The organism is Porphyrobacter sp. LM 6 (assembly GCF_001720465.1).
Taxonomy (GTDB): domain Bacteria; phylum Pseudomonadota; class Alphaproteobacteria; order Sphingomonadales; family Sphingomonadaceae; genus Erythrobacter.
The window spans coordinates 2,883,292-2,898,282 of record NZ_CP017113.1; the positions used below are offsets into that span (position 1 = coordinate 2,883,292).

The window sequence follows — 14,991 nt, forward strand, 5'->3', positions numbered from 1 at the left end:
CGAGGGCATCACTGTCAAGCGCCCTGCGTTCCTTGCGACGCATGGCGAACACAGTCAGCCGCATTCGCCATCAATCATATTCGATTTCGCGTGCATCGGCCCAGGCCGACAGTTCGGCCCGCAGGTTGCGACCCGGCTCGGCCAGCCACGCGGTCATTGCTGCCGTAAGTTCGGCCAGATCAACCTTGCGCACCAGTTCCTTGATCGGCCCGACCGCAGCCGGGGTGATCGAGAGGCGCCGATAGCCGATGCCCAGCAGCGCCAAGGCCTCAAGCCGCCGCCCGCCCATCTCGCCACACACGCCGATATCGACGCCGCTGCCGATGCTGTTCTGTATGACACGTCGCAGGAACCGGAGGATCGACGGGCTGAGCCAGTCGTAACGCTCGGCCAGTTTCGGATTGGCCCGGTCAGCCGCAAACAGGAACTGCGTGAGATCATTGGTGCCGATCGACAGGAACGACAGCTTGGGCAGCAGCAGATCGAGCACTTCGGCAAGCGCTGGCACTTCCAGCATCGCGCCGAAATGGATGCGCTCGGGCAGCAGCTTCTTCTGCCCGCGCAAATGGGCGAGTTGTTCGTCGAACACCGCCTTGGCCGCATCGAACTCCCACGGCTCGGACACCATCGGGAACATGACATAGAGCGAGCGCCCCGCCGCCGCTTCGAGCAGCGAACGCGCCTGGATCTTCATCAACCCTTCGCGTTCGAGCGCGAGGCGCAGCGCACGCCAGCCCATCGCCGGATTTTCATCCTGCGCCGCAATCTCGCTGGCGAGGTAGGGCACCGACTTGTCGCCGCCGATATCGACAGTTCGGAAGATCACCGGCTTGTCGCCCGCCGCGTCGAGCACATCACGATAGAGCCGCGTCTGGCGTTCGCGCTGCGGCAGGGTGGCCGACACGAGGAACTGGAACTCGGTGCGGAACAGGCCCACGCCGTCCGCGCCGGTCATGGCGAGCGCGCTCATATCGTCGCGCAGGCCCGCGTTCATCATCACCTGAATGCGCGTGCCGCAGCGGGTGAAAGGTTCGACATCTCTCAGCGCCGCATAGACCGCCTGCTTCTCGCGGCTCTTGGCAAAGCGCGCCTGGAACGCATCGGCGACCTGCGGCAGCGGCCGCACGATGGCGCTGCCCGCGGTGGCATCGAGCAGGATCTCGTCGCCTTCCCGTACCGTGGTCCGCACGCCCTTGGCCCGCCCGATCACCGGCACGTTCATGGCGCGGGCAACGATCACGACGTGCGCGGTGAGCGAGCCTTCTTCGAGGATCACGCCCTTCAGGCGGCGCTTGTCGTATTCGAGCAATTCCGCCGGGCCGAGGTTGCGCGCGATCAGGATGGTATCGCGGCGCAGGCCTTGCGACGCCGCCGTTCCGACCTGCCCGGCGACGATGCGGAGCAGGCGGTTTGCGAGGTCTTCCAGATCGTGCATCCGGTCGGCGAGCAACGGATCGTCGATCTCGCGCATCCGCATCCGGGTGTGCTGCTGCACGCGCTCGATCGCGGCTTCGGCGGTCAAACCGCTATCGATCGCCTCGTTGATCCGGCGCGACCAGCCTTCGTCATAGGCGAACATCTTGTAGGTCTCGAGCACCTCCTCGTGCTCGCCCCCCACGCCGAATTCCGCCTGACTGGCGAGCGTGTCGATCTGTTCGCGCATCCGGTCAAAGGCGCGGTAGACCCGCTGGCGTTCGGCCTCAATGTCATCGGCCATGACCTGCGTGATTTCGACACGCGGCTGGTGGTAGACGGCGTATCCGGCCGCCAGACCTTTGACGAGGGTCAGCCCGGCGAGGGTCTGCGGGCCGGTCTGCTCCTGCGTCAGCCCGCGCGCTTCTTCCTCGTCGACCAGTTCGGCATTGGAGATCAGTTCACTGAGGACCATCGCGGTGGTCTGCAGCGCCTCGATCTCGACCTCTTCGTAACGGCGCGGCTCGACATGCTGGACGCACAGCACGCCGACCGCGCGCTCGCGGTAGACGATCGGCACTCCGGCGAAGGAGTGGAACTTTTCCTCGCCGGTTTCGGGGCGATACTGGAAGTCGGGATGCGCCTTGGCCTCGGCGAGGTTGAGCGTCTCGACCTTCTGCGCGATCGCGCCGGTCAGCCCTTCGCCGATCGCCATGCGGGTAACGTGGACCGCGCTCTGGTTGAGGCCGCGGGTGGCGAACAGCTCGAGCATGCCTTCGCGCAGAAGGTAGATCGAGCACACTTCGCTCGACAGGCATTCGCCGATAATCTCGACCACCTGATCGAGCTTGCCCTGCGCGTGCAGGCGCGATGCCATGACCTCGGTCAGGCGTGTCAGGATCTGGCGGGCGGCAGCAGCAGCGGTCATCACCATGCGGGTCTATTCACTCCGCACGGCAAATGCAAAAGCGCGAATGACGTAATTCGCTCCGCCGCCCGGTTGCGGCGATCAGTGACCGGCAATTTCTTCCTTCAACCGCAGCTTCTGCTTCTTGAGCAGCTGGATCGTCGCAGTGTCGGGCACGGGCCTTGCCATTTCGTCGCGCAGGCGGGCTTCGATCCCGGCGTGCTTGCTCTGGAGGGCGTGGAGGTGGGAAGACACTGCGGTCGATGCCATATTGCGTTCTCCTGTCGTGCGCGGGGATGCCCGCGGAAACAGCGACTCGGCAACGGGGCGGCCGGGCCGCTGGGTTCAATCAAACCACATGCAGCATGGAATGCAATGGCCTGATGAAGTGTGAATCGCCGCCTTCGTCTTTTCCTGCGGTGAACCGATTGCGGGAAAGATATTCAAGCCACCTTACCGAATCGGCCAGGAACGCGTAGCGCGACGGGGCATTGCGGAATCCGAAGGGGACACAGGCACACATGACCGAGGAGGAGCTGCGCAAGAAGCTCGAACTGCTCAAGACCGAGCATCGCGACCTCGACGCCGCGATTGCCGCCTTGACCGAGGCTGCGCGCGGCAGTGCTTCGGCCGACATGCTCCAGATCGCCCGCCTCAAGAAGCGCAAGCTGCGCCTAAAGGACCAGATCGCGATCATCGAGGACACCCTGCTGCCCGACATTATCGCCTGACCGCAGGCCCACGCAGTTACCTGTCATGGTTACCGGAAGGCCCGACTGTTCCGGGCCGGGACGAATTCAAAAATTGCTTGGAAAGTAACCATGACCCAGTGGCGGAGGGGCTGCGGGGGGCGTATTTATCCGCGCACGATGGCCCGAACCACCAACCTGTCCCGCCCGATTATCGAGGCGCTCTACACCGAAGCCCTTGTGCTTGCTGATGAAGTGCGCGCGGTGTTCACCGCTGGCACGCGCGAGCCTGCGATCGGTGAGGATGCCTATGTGCGCCTCGCGCTTTCGACCGAGGGGCTCAAGACCACCACCCGCATGATGCACGTGCTGGCATGGCTGCTGAACCAGCGGGCGCTGTTTTCGGGCGAACTCAGCGAAAATCAGGTGCGTATGCACGGCGCGCTGCCGCCGGACCGGGCGGCGGACGAGAGCCAGCTGGCCCTGCTTGAACCGGAAACCCGCGAGCTGATTGCCGATACCGAAAAGCTGCATCGGCGCATTGCCCGGCTGGACGAGGCATGGCGCCAGCATTTCGAGATGGCATCGCCTGCCCGCGCCTTCCAGGACCGGATCGGCCGCGAACTCGGACGGTTCGGGTAACCACTCGAACACCCCATGTTCCACGTGGAACATCCACGCTTTGGGGGTCTAGAGGGGGTCTAAGGGGGGTCTAGCGCAGGCTGGATCGGCCCGCACCACCCCTCACGCTGCGCCCAAAGCCTTGCGCCAGCGCCCCAGCCGCTCCTGCCGCACACCATCGTCCATCTGCGGTTCGAACCGCGCCAGCCGCCCGCGCATCGCCTGCGCTGCCGCATCGAGATCGGGGTAGAGCCCTGCCCCCGTCGCCGCCAGCATCGCGGCGCCCAGTGCCGTCGTCTCGACGAAACCGGGCCGTTCGACCGTGATGCCGAGCATGTCGGCCAGATCCTGCGCCATCCAGTCGTTCGCCGCCATGCCGCCATCGATCCTGAGCGACTGCCACGGTGCGCCATCGGCGGCGAAGGCGTTGGCGAGATCATGGGTCTGGTGCGCCATCGCCTCCAGCGCCGCGCGCGCCAGATGCGCCTTCCCGCTCGCGAAGGAGAGCCCCGCAATCACCCCGCGCGCTTCGGCCTGCCAGTGCGGCGCGCCCAAGCCCGACAGCGCCGGCACGATCACCACCCCGCCGCTATCGGGGATCGAGCGCGCCAGCTCCTCGGTCTGCGAGGCGACATCGACGATGCCGAGCGAATCCCGCAGCCATTGCACCAGGCTGCCCGCGACAAACACCGAACCTTCGATCGCATAGGTGCGCTTGCCGCCTAGCTGGGTCAGCACCGTGCCGAGCAGGCGGTTGGTCGATTGCGGGATCGCCTCGCCCTGACAGGTCAGCACGAAGGCGCCCGTGCCATAGGTCGCCTTGGTCTGGCCCGGCGCAAGGCAGGCCTGTCCGATGGTCGCGGCCTGCTGGTCGCCCGCAAACCCGGTGATCGCAATCGCGCTGCCAAACAGGTCAGGATCAGTGGCCAGATCGCCGCCCGCACAATCGATGATGCGCGGCAAGGCGGCGCGCGGCACGCCGAGCAGATCGCACAGGCTCTCGTCCCAGTCCGCGCCTTCCAGCGGCAAGAGCAGCGTGCGGCTGGCGTTGGTGGCATCCGATACGTGATGGGCATGACCGGTGAGCTTGAAGGTCAGCCAGCTTTCCACCGTCCCGAAGGCCAGCGTGCCCTTGTCCGCCGCCGCCTTAACCTCGGGCACATTGTCGAGCATCCAGCGCATCTTGGTGCCGGAGAAATAGGGATCGAGCAGCAGGCCGGTGCGGCGCTGCACGTGCGGCTCATGCCCTGCCGCGCGAAGTTTGGCGCAGAACGGCTCTGTGCGGCGGTCCTGCCAGACGATGGCGTTGGTCAGCGGCTCACCGGTGGTGCGATCCCACGCCACCACGGTTTCGCGCTGGTTGGTGATGCCGATCGCCGCAACGCTCGCAGCCCCGCCCGCCTTGGTGATCACGTCCCGCGCACAGGCGAGGGTCTTGTCCCAAATCTCGCGCGGATCATGCTCGACCCAGCCGCTTTGCGGATAATGCTGGTTGAGCGGCGCCTGCGCGCTCGCCGCCAGCGCCCCGTCGCGCGCGAACAGCATGGCGCGGGTGGAGGTCGTGCCTTCGTCGAGCACGAGAATGTAATCGGACATGAAAACCCTCTCCGTCTTTTTGTCTTCCTAGCCGCCGAAGTTGCGACAAGTCGAGATGGCGCGAGCCACTTACACTAACCGTCTCCCCGGGCTTGATCCGGGGTCCCGCTGCCTTCTCAGGATGGTCCCGCTGGCAAACAAAGCGGGACCCCGGGTCAAGCCCGGGGAGACGTAGGCGTATCGGCGTGTTGCCAAGTCTCTTGCCGATGCCTCCACGCAAGGCCAAATGGGAAACATGGTCACGATCCCCGAAAAGCCCTGGCCCACCGGTCTTGCCGAAGATGTCGAGCCGCTGGTGCGGCGCGTGCTGGCGCCCAATCCCTCGCCTTATACCTACACCGGCACGCAGACCTATGTGGTCGGCATGGCGAATGGCCCCGATTGCGCAGTGATCGATCCCGGCCCGAACGAGGCCGATCATATCGCTGCGATCATCGCCGCTGTCGCCGGTCGCAAAATCCTCGCGATCATGTGCACCCATACCCACCGCGACCATTCCCCCGCCGCCGCGCCGCTCGCCGGGCAGACGGGCGCGCCGATTGTCGGCTGCGCGCCGCTGGTTCTGGCGGTGGATGGGCCGCGCTCGGACGAAGCCTTCGACCCCACTTACGCGCCCGACCGCGTGCTGGAAGATGGCGAAGGGATGCGCGGCACCGGCTGGACGCTCACCGCAGTTGCCACGCCGGGGCACACCTCGAACCACCTGTGCTATGCGCTGGAGGAAAGCGGCGCGCTGTTCACCGGCGATCACGTGATGGGCTGGTCGACCAGTGTGGTCATCCCGCCCGATGGCGACATGGGCGATTACATGGCGAGCCTCGACAAGCTGATGGCGCGCGATGACCTGCGCTATCACTCGGCCCACGGCGCCGCGATCGAGAAGCCCAAGCAGCTGGTGCGCGGCATGATCGGCCACCGCCGCCAGCGCGAAAACCAGATCCTGCGCCTGCTGGGCGAGACCGCGCGGCCTGTCAGCGCCTTCATCCCCGATATGTACAAGGGGCTGGACGAGCGCCTGATCCCGGCCGCCGAGATGAGCGTCACCGCGCATCTGCTCGATCTGGAAAAGCGCGGGATGGTGCGGCGCGACGGCGAGGTCTGGCACCCCGCCTGACGCAGCCGACTTGCGCCCCCGCGCAATCCGTGGTCCATTGCGGGCCGAGGGACATTGTCGGGGGGATCGGACCAATGGCAACTTTGGCGCAGCGCGGCGGAGCCGCTGAAGGCACGCGTTTCTTCACGATCATGGCCTTTGTGATGGCCGGTGTGATCGTGGCGGGTTTCACCTTCAATCTGGCGATGGGCCGGTCGAGCTTTTCGCTGCCGCTCGCCTTCCACGTCCACGGCATGATCTTCATGGGCTGGCTCGGGCTCTATCTGGCGCAGGTGGTCACCATCGCGAGCGGCAACCGCGCGCTGCACGTGCGACTGGGCAAGCTCGCCTATCTCTGGATTCCGGCGATGGTCGCCGCGGGCACGATGATCATCATCGTTTCGGCGCGCACCAGCGGGGGGCCGTTCTTCTTCGCCAAGAACGAATTTCTGGTGAGCAATCTGGCCGGACTGTGGGCGTTCGGCGGACTGGCGCTGTGGGCGCTGCGGGTGCAGCGCTATTCCGGCTGGCACCGCCGGCTGATGCTGGTGGCGATGAGCATTCTCACCGGCCCCGGCCTCGGGCGGCTGCTGCCGATGCCCCTTTTCATCCCCAACGCCTGGACCATCACCATCCTGCTGACCTTCATCTTCCCGGTAATCGGTATGATCGCCGACAAGCGCCGCGATGGCTGCGTGCATCCCGCCTATTGGTGGGGCCTCGGGATCGATGCCGGGGTGTTCGTGCTTTCGATGGTGATTGCCTTCTCGCCGCTCGGCTATGCCTTCACCGAATGGGTGGTGGCAGGCTCGCCCGGTGCGGAGAGGCCGATGCAGGCCTTCCTGCCGCCGGGCTTTGCGATGTAGGCGCTTTTCGCTCGAAAATCGCGCGTCAGTGCCTATATCCCGCGCACACCCAACAGCGGGATCAGACCTATGAGCGTTCTCACCAAAGTCCCCACCGGCGCCGATCTGCTGGCCGAGATTGACCGCCTGCGTAAGGAACGCAACGCGGTGATCCTCGCGCATTATTACCAGACGCCCGATATCCAGGACATTGCCGACTTCGTGGGCGACAGCCTCGAACTCTCGCGCAAGGCGGCAGCGACGGATGCGGACGTGATCGCCTTTTGCGGGGTCAAATTCATGGCCGATACCGCCAAGATCCTGTCGCCCCAGAAGACCGTGATCCTGCCCGACATGGACGCCGGATGCAGCCTTGAAGACAGCTGCCCGCCCGAGAAGTTCCGCGCCTTCCGCGAAGCCCACCCCGATCACATCGCGCTGACCTACATCAACTGTTCGACCGAGGTGAAGGCGCTCTCGGACGTGATCGTGACCAGCTCGAGCGCCGAGACGATCCTCGCCCAGATCCCCAAGGAGCAGAAGATCATCTTCGGCCCCGACCGGCACCTCGGCGGCTATCTCGCGCGCAAGTTCAACCGCGAGATGCTGCTGTGGCCGGGCGTGTGCATCGTGCACGAGGCGTTCTCGGAGACCGAGCTGCTCAAGCTCAAGGAGCAATACCCCGGCGCGCCCATCGCCGCGCACCCGGAATGCCCGCCGACGATCATCGACCACGCCGATTACGTCGGCTCGACCAGCGGCATCCTCGCCTTTGCCAAGGATTTCGAGGGCGACACGCTGATCGTCGCCACCGAGCCGCACATCATCCACCAGATGGAAAAGGCGCTGCCGAACAAGACCTTCATCGGCGCGCCCGGCGCGGACGGGAACTGCTCGTGCAACATCTGCCCCTACATGGCGCTGAACACGATGGAGAAGCTCTACGTCGCCCTGCGCGACCTCTCGCCCCAGATCGAAATCGAGGAAGGCATCCGCCTGAAAGCCAAGCGCAGCCTCGACCGGATGCTGGACATGGCCGGCGGGACTGTCGGGCTGGGGGATCTTGGGAAGGTGCCGTTTAGCGGGGACTAGGTCGCCCGCGCCCGGCTCACCGCGAGCGCCGCGCCTACCAGCACCATCCCGACAATATCCATCGGCGACAGCACTTCCCCGAACGCCAGCCAGCCGTAGATCGAGGCGACCGCGGGCTGGGTCAGCAGCGCGAGGCCGACGATCAGCGGGGGGAAATATCGCAGCGCGAAGACCATCAGCCCCTGCCCGACCAGCTGGCTGAGGATGAACAGGCCCACCACCGGCCCCCACGCCTGCGGCCACACCGGCTCGCCGAGCGCGAGCGCGATCACCAGCAGCACCGGCGCGCCGAAGACGCTGACCCACACCAGCAGGCTCCACGACCCGAAGGCCCCGCGCGCGTTCTGAAGGGTGAGCAGATACACCGCGTAAAGCAGCCCCGCCGCGACCGAGAACAGGTCGCCGATCAGGGTCTCGTTCGAAATCTCGAGGCTGCGCCCCATCAGGATCGCCGCGCCCGATAGCGCGAAGATGATCGCCAGCCACTCCAGCCGCCCCGGCAGCGTGCGCGCCATGATGAAGCCCCAGAACAGCAGCACGATTGAGCCGGCATTGCCGAACAGCGTCGCATTGCCGAGCCGAGTCATGCCGATGCCGATGTGCCAGCTGGCAAGGTCCAGCGCGAAGGTCACCGCGCCCAGCGCCACCAGCGCCAGCGTCTTGGCCCCCATCCCCGTCAGCCGCTGGCCGTTCGCCCGCGCCAGCACCACCATGAAGGGCAGCGCTAGAAACAGCCGCCAGAACCCCGCCGCGACCGGCCCCGTATCGGCCACCCGCACGAACCACGGCCCGATGGCGAGCGCCACGTTGCCCCCGAACAGCGCGAACAGCAGCAGCCACTGCGCCGGGCGAGCAGGTTCGCGGACAAGATCTTCTTGGAGGGCACCCTCATTTTCCATGCTTGCGCCCTAGCCGCGCGCGCCCCAAGTGGATAGCCAATCAAAACCCGTTCAAGAGGATTTCCGCACATATGCACGACGCTCTGTTCCAGCCGCTCCAGATGGGCGCGCTCCATGCCAAGAACCGCATCCACATGGCCCCGCTCACCCGCGGGCGCGCAGCCGAGCCGATGTTCGTCCCCAACGAGCTGATGGCGCTCTATTATCGCCAGCGCGCAGGCGCAGGCATGATCCTGACCGAAGCGACCGGCATCAGCCGCGAAGGCCTCGGCTGGCCCTCGGCTCCCGGCATCTGGTCGGACGAGCAGACCGAAGCGTGGAAGGCCACCACCAAGGCCGTGCACGAAGAGGGCGGCCTCATCGTCATGCAGCTGTGGCACATGGGCCGCATCGTCCACCCCGTGTTCCTCGATGGCCAGCCGCCCTTCTCCGCCAGCGCCACGCAGGCTCCGGGCGAGGCGCACACGCCCACCGGCAAGCAGCCCTATGCCGTCGCGCGCGAAATGACGCACGAGGATATCAAGCGCACGATTGGCGATTATCGCCGCGCCGCCGAAAACGCCAAGAAGGCCGGCTTTGATGGCGTGCAACTGCACAGCGCCAATGGCTACCTTGTCGACCAGTTCCTGCGCGACAAGACCAACCTGCGCACCGACGAATATGGCGGCTCGCCGGAGAACCGCACCCGCTTCATGCGCGAAGTGCTCGAAGCGCTGATCGATGTGTGGGGCGCAGACCGCGTCGGCATCCGCCTCTCGCCCAATGGCGATTCGCAGGGCACCGATGACAGCAACCCCGCCGCCACCTTCGGCGCGGCTGCCAAGGTGTGCGAAGAACTCGGCCTCGCCTTCGTCGAACTGCGCGAGCCCGGGCCGGACGGCACCTTCGGCCAGACCGACGTGCCCAAGCAAAGCCCGTTGATCCGCCAGATCTACACCGGCAAGCTGATCCTCAATTCGGACTACACCGCCGAGGAAGCCGAAGCCGATGTGACCAGCGGCAAGTGCGACGCGGTGAGCTTTGGCCGCCCCTACATCTCCAACCCCGATCTCGAAAAGCGGATCGCGGCGGGCGCGCACTGGAACCCGAACAAGGACGTGCCCAAGAGCTGGTACTTCCCGATCCCCGAAGGCTACGTCGACTACCCGACGCTGGCGGAAGAACAGGCCGAAGCGGCGGAGTAAGGCTTAAGCTCCCGGCAGTGTCCGCTTCGGGCGCTGCCGGGAGAAAAGCTGCCGGTCGGGAAACGACCCCGAAGCAGACATGAGAAGCTAAGACATCCAACGCACCTCTTCTCTCACGAACCGCCATTCTCCGTTCTTGCCCTTCGAATAGATTGCTAAAATGCCTGCGCCTTGTAAGCCGCCCGTAGACTTCGAAGCGAAGATGACCGCTTGTTCTTGGTCCGCCGTAAAGACAGGCATTGCAATTGAAAGTACGTGCGCGTCCCATTCGTCACCCGCGGCGAGCGAATTGATGCGTTCATCGTTCGATATAACCCCTTGTTCGGAAAGCGAGGATTTCAGTCCGACACATGCATCAAGGACGCTTTCGTCAGAAAGCTTTGTGACGCTGCGCCAATCAGCAACTTCAGGCAAAATTTCCAGCCAATCTCCCTCGACGGGACCATCTTTAGTAATGGCCGGAAGCAACTGGTAAGGCGCCTCTCTTACCGCGATATGTCGAGGAGCATCGGCGTATTCTGTTCGCAACCTCTCTGCTTCGACCACGAACCGCCCCACGTAGTCAGTGGCGACTTCACACGCGACTTGGTGGGACGGTTTTTGCCCGCCGCTAGGGCTGCAGCCAGCCAAAAAACTCGCAAGTGTCGCCAAGCAGAGGACATGCCGTCGCATTGGCTAATGCTACTGATTTGGGTAAGAAGACACAATGACCGCTTACCACCCACTTGCGGTCATTCAAACCAAACTTGCCCCTTCCCGAAACCTGCCGCGTGAATGCGTTTAGGAGCGAAAGAAAGCCCGACCCCGTGTCAAGCACGGGGTGACGATGGAGGTGTGGCGGCCTATTCCTCCGGGGTGGCGGCAGTGGGGGGCGCGGCGACTTCGGCGCTGGCCGCTTCGCCTTCACCCTCGACACCCTCAGCCGGTGTCACTTCGGGCTGCTCGGCATCGAGGTCTTCAGCGCTTGGGCCCTGTCGCGGGGCGAGGGGGGCTTGCGAGGACACTTCGTCGAGCGGGATCATCGCGTCGCTGATCTCGCCGCCCAGCACCTCGCCCGCGGCCTTGCCGCCGCGCTCGGCGGGGCCGGAGGGCTTGTCACCGCAGGCAGCCAGCAGCAGGCAGGACACAAGGATCAGAGCGCGTTTCATCGGCACGCTCTTTTCGCCGCCGCATCGAGCGCGTCAAGGAAATCATCGCTCGTCGCCATCAGCGCGGCGTCCCATTCCTCGGGCGAAACGGTCAGCCCCAGCCGCGCAAGGCTGGTGACCCCGTATTCGGCGATGCCGCAGGGCACGATCCCGCCGAAGTGGGAAAGGTCAGGATCAAGGTTTACCGAAAAGCCGTGCATCGTCACCCAACGCCGCACGCGCACGCCGATCGCGCCGATCTTGGCCTCGCTGCCGTCGATGTCGCGGGTCCAGATGCCCACGCGGCCTTCGGCGCGCCAGCTTTCGACCCCGAAAGTCGCCAGCGTAGCGATCACCCAGCCTTCGATCGCATGGACGAAGCAGCGCACGTCCTTGCCGCGGTCGGCGAGGTTGAGCACGAGATAGCCGATCCGCTGGCCCGGCCCGTGATAGGTATAGCGCCCGCCGCGCCCGGCCTCGACAACTTCGAAGCGCGGATCGACCAGTTCGGCCGGGTCAGCGCTGGTGCCGGCGGTGTAGACCGGCGGGTGTTCGAGCAGCCAGATCAGCTCGCGCGCTTCGCCCGCATGGACCGCCGCATTGCGCGCCTCCATTTCGGCCAGCGCGGCGGCATAGGGCACTTGCGTGGCGGAGCGCCGCCATTCGATGTCGGAAGCCGATGAAGTTGCAGGAGCCACGCTTGCCATGCCGCACCGGTGGGGGCATTGAACGCGGAGATCAAGAGGCGATTATGCGCGCTCTTGTCGCACTAGGGATCGGAAAGGGCAGCATGACAAACCGCAAGCTCGACATGGGCAAGGCCTGGACGCAGGCGACCGCGCTGATGGGCAGCAACAAGGACACGATCAGCGCGATTGCCGGACTGTTCTTCTTCCTGCCCGGCCTGTCGGTGGCGCTGTTTGCGCCCGAGATGGTGAACCCCGAACCGGCTGGCCCGGCGGGCGGCAACCCCGAAGCGGCGTTTCAGGCGATGATGGCCCAGATCACGCAGGCCTATACCGAAAACTGGGTGCTGCTGGCAGCGGTCACCATCGCGCAGTTCGTCGGCTCGCTGAGCCTCCTCGCGCTGCTGACCGACCGCGGCCGCCCGACCGTGGGCGAGGCACTGGCAACCGGGCTCAAGAGCAGCCCTTCCTATCTTGCCGGGCAAATCATCAGCGGGCTGGGCATCGCGCTGGTGATCGGCTTGCCGCTCGGCATCGCCGCTGCTGCCGGATCGGTGATGACCACGGTGCTGATCGGCTTCGTGCTGGTTCTCTTCGGCCTTTATGCCTTCATCAAGTTCAGCCTGCTCGCGCCGGTCGTGGCGATTGACGGGGAACGCAATCCCTTCAAGGCGCTGGCACGCTCGTGGCGGCTGACCAAGGGCAACAGTGTGCGGATCACGGTGTTTCTGGCGCTGCTGTTTATCACCATCGGCATTATTGCCGCGCTGGTGGCCGGCATTCTCGGGCTCGTCATGTCGGCGCTCGGATCTCAGATCGCGACCATCGGCAACGGCATCGTCAACGCGGGCGTGAACACGCTGATGGGCGTGATCTTCCTCGTCGTGATCGCGGCCATCCATCGCCAGCTGGCCGGGGAATCGCCGGAAGGACTTGCGGCGACGTTCGAATAGGCGCGCCATGACGCAAGGGCCGCCGCCATCACCACCTGCCGAAACGCGCCCCGCGCCGACCGGGGCGATCCCGCCGTCGCGCATGGCGCTGCTGTTCATGGTGATGCTCGTCACCGCGGCGGGGAACACCGCGATGCAATCGGTGATGCCATCGATCGGCACCGCCCTGCAGGTGGAGGATGTGTGGATCAGCCTCGCCTATTCGTGGTCGGCGCTACTGTGGGTGGTGTGCGCGCCATTCTGGGCGCGGCGGTCGGACCAGCGCGGGCGCAAGGCGATGATGGCGCTGGGGCTGGTCGGCTTCATCGTCTCCTTCGTGCTGTGCGGCGCGGCGTTGTGGGCGGGGCTGGCGGGGTGGATGTCGGCGCTGTGGACGCTCGCCGCCTTCGCCGCCGCGCGTAGCCTCTACGGCGGGTTCGGCAGCGCCGCGCCCCCGGCGGTGCAGGCCTATGTCGCCTCACGCACTCCGCGCGCCGAACGCACGCAAGCGCTGTCGCTGATCGCTTCGAGCTTCGGGCTCGGCACGGTGATCGGCCCGGCGCTGGCACCGCTGATGGTGTTCCCGTTTCTCGGCATCGGGCTGACCGGCCCGTTCATCTGCTTTGCCGCGATCGGGCTTGTGGCGCTGGTGCTGCTGCGCTGGCGGCTGCCCAACGACGAGCCGCAATATGCCGCGCGCGGGCAGGCGGTGGCCTATTCGTCGAGCGGATCGGGCGCACCGCTCGATCCGCAGGAGGCATCGGAGAGCGAGGACGCCGCCGAACCGCCGCGCCTGTCATGGCGCGACCCGCGCCTGCGGCCGTGGGTCTTCGCTGGGTTCTTCGGCGGCCATGCGCAGGCGATGGTGCTGGGGATTTCGGGCTTTCTGGTGCTCGACCGGCTGGGACTGCGCGAGACGCCCGCCGAGGGCGCCGGGCCAGTGGGCCTAGTGCTGATGAGCGGCGCGATCGCCACGCTGCTGGCGCAGTGGGGGCTGATCCCGCGCTTCGATCTCGGCCCGCGCGCTGCGACACTGTGGGGGATCGCCACAGCGGCCTTCGGCACGGTGGTGCTGGCGGTGGCGGGCGACCTGCACCTGATCGCACTCGGCTATGCCATCGCCTCGCTAGGCTTCGGCCTGTTCCGGCCCGGCACCACCGCCGGCACCTCGCTCGCGGTGACCCGCGCCGAACAGGGGCAGGCGAGCGGCATCGTCGCGAGCCTTGCGGGGGCGAGCTACATCTATGCGCCGGCTCTCGGCGTGTGGCTCTACGGCCATTCGGACTGGCTGGGCTTTGGGCTGATCGTTGCGCTGTGCGCCGCCGTGCTGCTGCATGGGTGGACAGCCTTGCAGGCAGATAAAGAACTAACGAAGGACCGCACCTAACCTGGGTGCGCTGGTACTGGCGGCGCAGCTGCCGCGAGGCCACGCGGCCGAGCCGCAGGTGCCCCGCAGCGCAGCGGAGGGAACAGCGCCGAGGACGCACCCGCAGAGGCGGGTGCGAAAATCAAAGTATTTTTAGAACTTCGTCCTGCGGCCTGCACAGCCGCACGCCCTTGTCGGTTTCGACCAGCGGGCGTTCGATCAGGATCGGATCGGCGACCATCGCTGCCAGCACAGTCGCATCGTCCGCATCGGGCAGACCGCGTTCGGCCGCATCGGTGCCGCGCAGGCGCAGGCCCTGCTGCGGGGTGATCCCGGCATCGCGATAGAGTTGCGCGAGCTTTTCGGCGCTCGGCGGGGTCTTGAGATATTCGACCACCGTCACCTCGACCTTGCTGAGGTTTTCGAGGATCGCCAGCGTCTTGCGCGAAGTGCCGCACGCCGGATTGTGCCAGATGGTCGCTTTCATTGCCGTCTCCAGTCAAACATCGCGCTGCCGCACCTAACCGGTTCGAACGCGCAA

At 65.8% G+C, this 14,991-nt stretch carries 16 protein-coding genes; 8 read left to right on the top strand and 8 right to left on the bottom strand.

Annotation, left to right across the window (positions count from 1 at the left end):
• Window positions 1-70: 70 nt before the first annotated feature.
• Entirely contained in the window at window positions 71-2,341 is a 2,271-nt protein-coding gene (ptsP, locus tag BG023_RS13850; RefSeq protein WP_190315780.1) for a phosphoenolpyruvate--protein phosphotransferase, read from the bottom strand.
• An 81-nt stretch (window positions 2,342-2,422) separates the two neighbouring features.
• Entirely contained in the window at window positions 2,423-2,590 is a 168-nt protein-coding gene (locus BG023_RS14615) for a DUF465 domain-containing protein (protein WP_083234719.1), read from the bottom strand.
• A gap of 251 nt (window positions 2,591-2,841) precedes the next feature.
• On the opposite strand from BG023_RS14615, the gene BG023_RS13855 reads away from it, so the two are divergent.
• On the top strand, window positions 2,842-3,051 hold the full coding sequence (locus tag BG023_RS13855; RefSeq protein ID WP_069310959.1) for a DUF465 domain-containing protein: 210 nt from the start codon (window positions 2,842-2,844) through the stop codon (window positions 3,049-3,051).
• A 138-nt stretch (window positions 3,052-3,189) separates the two neighbouring features.
• Window positions 3,190-3,651 (top strand): DUF1465 family protein, encoded by a 462-nt coding sequence (locus BG023_RS13860; RefSeq protein ID WP_069310960.1) that lies wholly within the window; start codon window positions 3,190-3,192, stop codon window positions 3,649-3,651.
• Between the two features lie 102 nt (window positions 3,652-3,753).
• On the opposite strand, the gene glpK is transcribed toward BG023_RS13860, so the two are convergent.
• Window positions 3,754-5,226 (bottom strand): glycerol kinase GlpK, encoded by a 1,473-nt coding sequence (gene glpK / locus BG023_RS13865; RefSeq protein WP_069310961.1) that lies wholly within the window; start codon window positions 5,224-5,226, stop codon window positions 3,754-3,756.
• A 235-nt stretch (window positions 5,227-5,461) separates the two neighbouring features.
• Here glpK and BG023_RS13870 point away from each other — a divergent pair, with 235 nt between their 5' ends.
• From BG023_RS13870 to nadA, 3 genes are all read left to right on the top strand, one after another.
• Entirely contained in the window at window positions 5,462-6,340 is an 879-nt protein-coding gene (locus BG023_RS13870; protein WP_069310962.1) for an MBL fold metallo-hydrolase, read from the top strand.
• Between the two features lie 74 nt (window positions 6,341-6,414).
• On the top strand, window positions 6,415-7,185 hold the full coding sequence (locus BG023_RS13875) for a hypothetical protein (protein WP_233993019.1): 771 nt from the start codon (window positions 6,415-6,417) through the stop codon (window positions 7,183-7,185).
• 69 nt (window positions 7,186-7,254) lie between these two features.
• Window positions 7,255-8,256 (top strand): quinolinate synthase NadA, encoded by a 1,002-nt coding sequence (nadA, locus tag BG023_RS13880; protein ID WP_069310963.1) that lies wholly within the window; start codon window positions 7,255-7,257, stop codon window positions 8,254-8,256.
• On the opposite strand, the gene BG023_RS13885 is transcribed toward nadA, so the two are convergent.
• Window positions 8,253-9,155: a DMT family transporter gene (locus BG023_RS13885; RefSeq protein ID WP_069310964.1), complete on the bottom strand. Its 903-nt coding sequence runs from the start codon at window positions 9,153-9,155 to the stop codon at window positions 8,253-8,255. The two genes, nadA and BG023_RS13885, sit on opposite strands and share 4 nt — an antisense overlap.
• A gap of 71 nt (window positions 9,156-9,226) precedes the next feature.
• Between BG023_RS13885 and BG023_RS13890 the strand changes: the two genes are divergently transcribed.
• On the top strand, window positions 9,227-10,339 hold the full coding sequence (locus BG023_RS13890) for an alkene reductase (protein ID WP_069310965.1): 1,113 nt from the start codon (window positions 9,227-9,229) through the stop codon (window positions 10,337-10,339).
• Between the two features lie 87 nt (window positions 10,340-10,426).
• Here the strand turns inward: BG023_RS13890 and BG023_RS14795 are convergent, their stop codons facing one another.
• The 3 genes from BG023_RS14795 to lipB form a co-directional block, all read right to left on the bottom strand.
• Entirely contained in the window at window positions 10,427-10,990 is a 564-nt protein-coding gene (locus BG023_RS14795) for a hypothetical protein (RefSeq protein ID WP_190315781.1), read from the bottom strand.
• A gap of 191 nt (window positions 10,991-11,181) precedes the next feature.
• Window positions 11,182-11,487 (bottom strand): hypothetical protein, encoded by a 306-nt coding sequence (locus BG023_RS13895; protein ID WP_150122891.1) that lies wholly within the window; start codon window positions 11,485-11,487, stop codon window positions 11,182-11,184.
• The gene (lipB, locus tag BG023_RS13900) at window positions 11,484-12,173 is read right to left on the bottom strand and encodes a lipoyl(octanoyl) transferase LipB (protein ID WP_069310967.1); all 690 of its coding nucleotides are present in this window, start codon (window positions 12,171-12,173) and stop codon (window positions 11,484-11,486) included. Before lipB ends, BG023_RS13895 begins: the two co-directional genes overlap by 4 nt.
• 83 nt (window positions 12,174-12,256) lie before the next feature.
• Here lipB and BG023_RS13905 point away from each other — a divergent pair, with 83 nt between their 5' ends.
• The gene (locus BG023_RS13905) at window positions 12,257-13,105 is read left to right on the top strand and encodes a glycerophosphoryl diester phosphodiesterase membrane domain-containing protein (protein WP_069311355.1); all 849 of its coding nucleotides are present in this window, start codon (window positions 12,257-12,259) and stop codon (window positions 13,103-13,105) included.
• Between the two features lie 7 nt (window positions 13,106-13,112).
• Window positions 13,113-14,471: an MFS transporter gene (locus tag BG023_RS13910; protein WP_069310968.1), complete on the top strand. Its 1,359-nt coding sequence runs from the start codon at window positions 13,113-13,115 to the stop codon at window positions 14,469-14,471.
• 121 nt (window positions 14,472-14,592) lie between these two features.
• Here the strand turns inward: BG023_RS13910 and arsC are convergent, their stop codons facing one another.
• The gene (arsC, locus tag BG023_RS13915) at window positions 14,593-14,937 is read right to left on the bottom strand and encodes an arsenate reductase (glutaredoxin) (RefSeq protein ID WP_069310969.1); all 345 of its coding nucleotides are present in this window, start codon (window positions 14,935-14,937) and stop codon (window positions 14,593-14,595) included.
• Between the last annotated feature and the right edge of the window lie 54 nt (window positions 14,938-14,991).

Excerpts from the sequence above, each read along its gene's own strand:
- ptsP (WP_190315780.1), bottom strand. The coding sequence starts at position 2,341 with ATGACCGCTGCTGCTGCCGCCCGCCAGATCCTGACACGCCTGACCGAG.
- BG023_RS14615 (WP_083234719.1), bottom strand. The coding sequence starts at position 2,590 with ATGGCATCGACCGCAGTGTCTTCCCACCTCCACGCCCTCCAGAGCAAG.
- BG023_RS13855 (WP_069310959.1), top strand. The coding sequence starts at position 2,842 with ATGACCGAGGAGGAGCTGCGCAAGAAGCTCGAACTGCTCAAGACCGAG.
- BG023_RS13860 (WP_069310960.1), top strand. The coding sequence starts at position 3,190 with ATGGCCCGAACCACCAACCTGTCCCGCCCGATTATCGAGGCGCTCTAC.
- glpK (WP_069310961.1), bottom strand. The coding sequence starts at position 5,226 with ATGTCCGATTACATTCTCGTGCTCGACGAAGGCACGACCTCCACCCGC.
- BG023_RS13870 (WP_069310962.1), top strand. The coding sequence starts at position 5,462 with ATGGTCACGATCCCCGAAAAGCCCTGGCCCACCGGTCTTGCCGAAGAT.
- BG023_RS13875 (WP_233993019.1), top strand. The coding sequence starts at position 6,415 with ATGGCAACTTTGGCGCAGCGCGGCGGAGCCGCTGAAGGCACGCGTTTC.
- nadA (WP_069310963.1), top strand. The coding sequence starts at position 7,255 with ATGAGCGTTCTCACCAAAGTCCCCACCGGCGCCGATCTGCTGGCCGAG.
- BG023_RS13885 (WP_069310964.1), bottom strand. The coding sequence starts at position 9,155 with ATGGAAAATGAGGGTGCCCTCCAAGAAGATCTTGTCCGCGAACCTGCT.
- BG023_RS13890 (WP_069310965.1), top strand. The coding sequence starts at position 9,227 with ATGCACGACGCTCTGTTCCAGCCGCTCCAGATGGGCGCGCTCCATGCC.
- BG023_RS13895 (WP_150122891.1), bottom strand. The coding sequence starts at position 11,487 with ATGAAACGCGCTCTGATCCTTGTGTCCTGCCTGCTGCTGGCTGCCTGC.
- lipB (WP_069310967.1), bottom strand. The coding sequence starts at position 12,173 with ATGGCAAGCGTGGCTCCTGCAACTTCATCGGCTTCCGACATCGAATGG.
- BG023_RS13905 (WP_069311355.1), top strand. The coding sequence starts at position 12,257 with ATGACAAACCGCAAGCTCGACATGGGCAAGGCCTGGACGCAGGCGACC.
- BG023_RS13910 (WP_069310968.1), top strand. The coding sequence starts at position 13,113 with ATGACGCAAGGGCCGCCGCCATCACCACCTGCCGAAACGCGCCCCGCG.
- arsC (WP_069310969.1), bottom strand. The coding sequence starts at position 14,937 with ATGAAAGCGACCATCTGGCACAATCCGGCGTGCGGCACTTCGCGCAAG.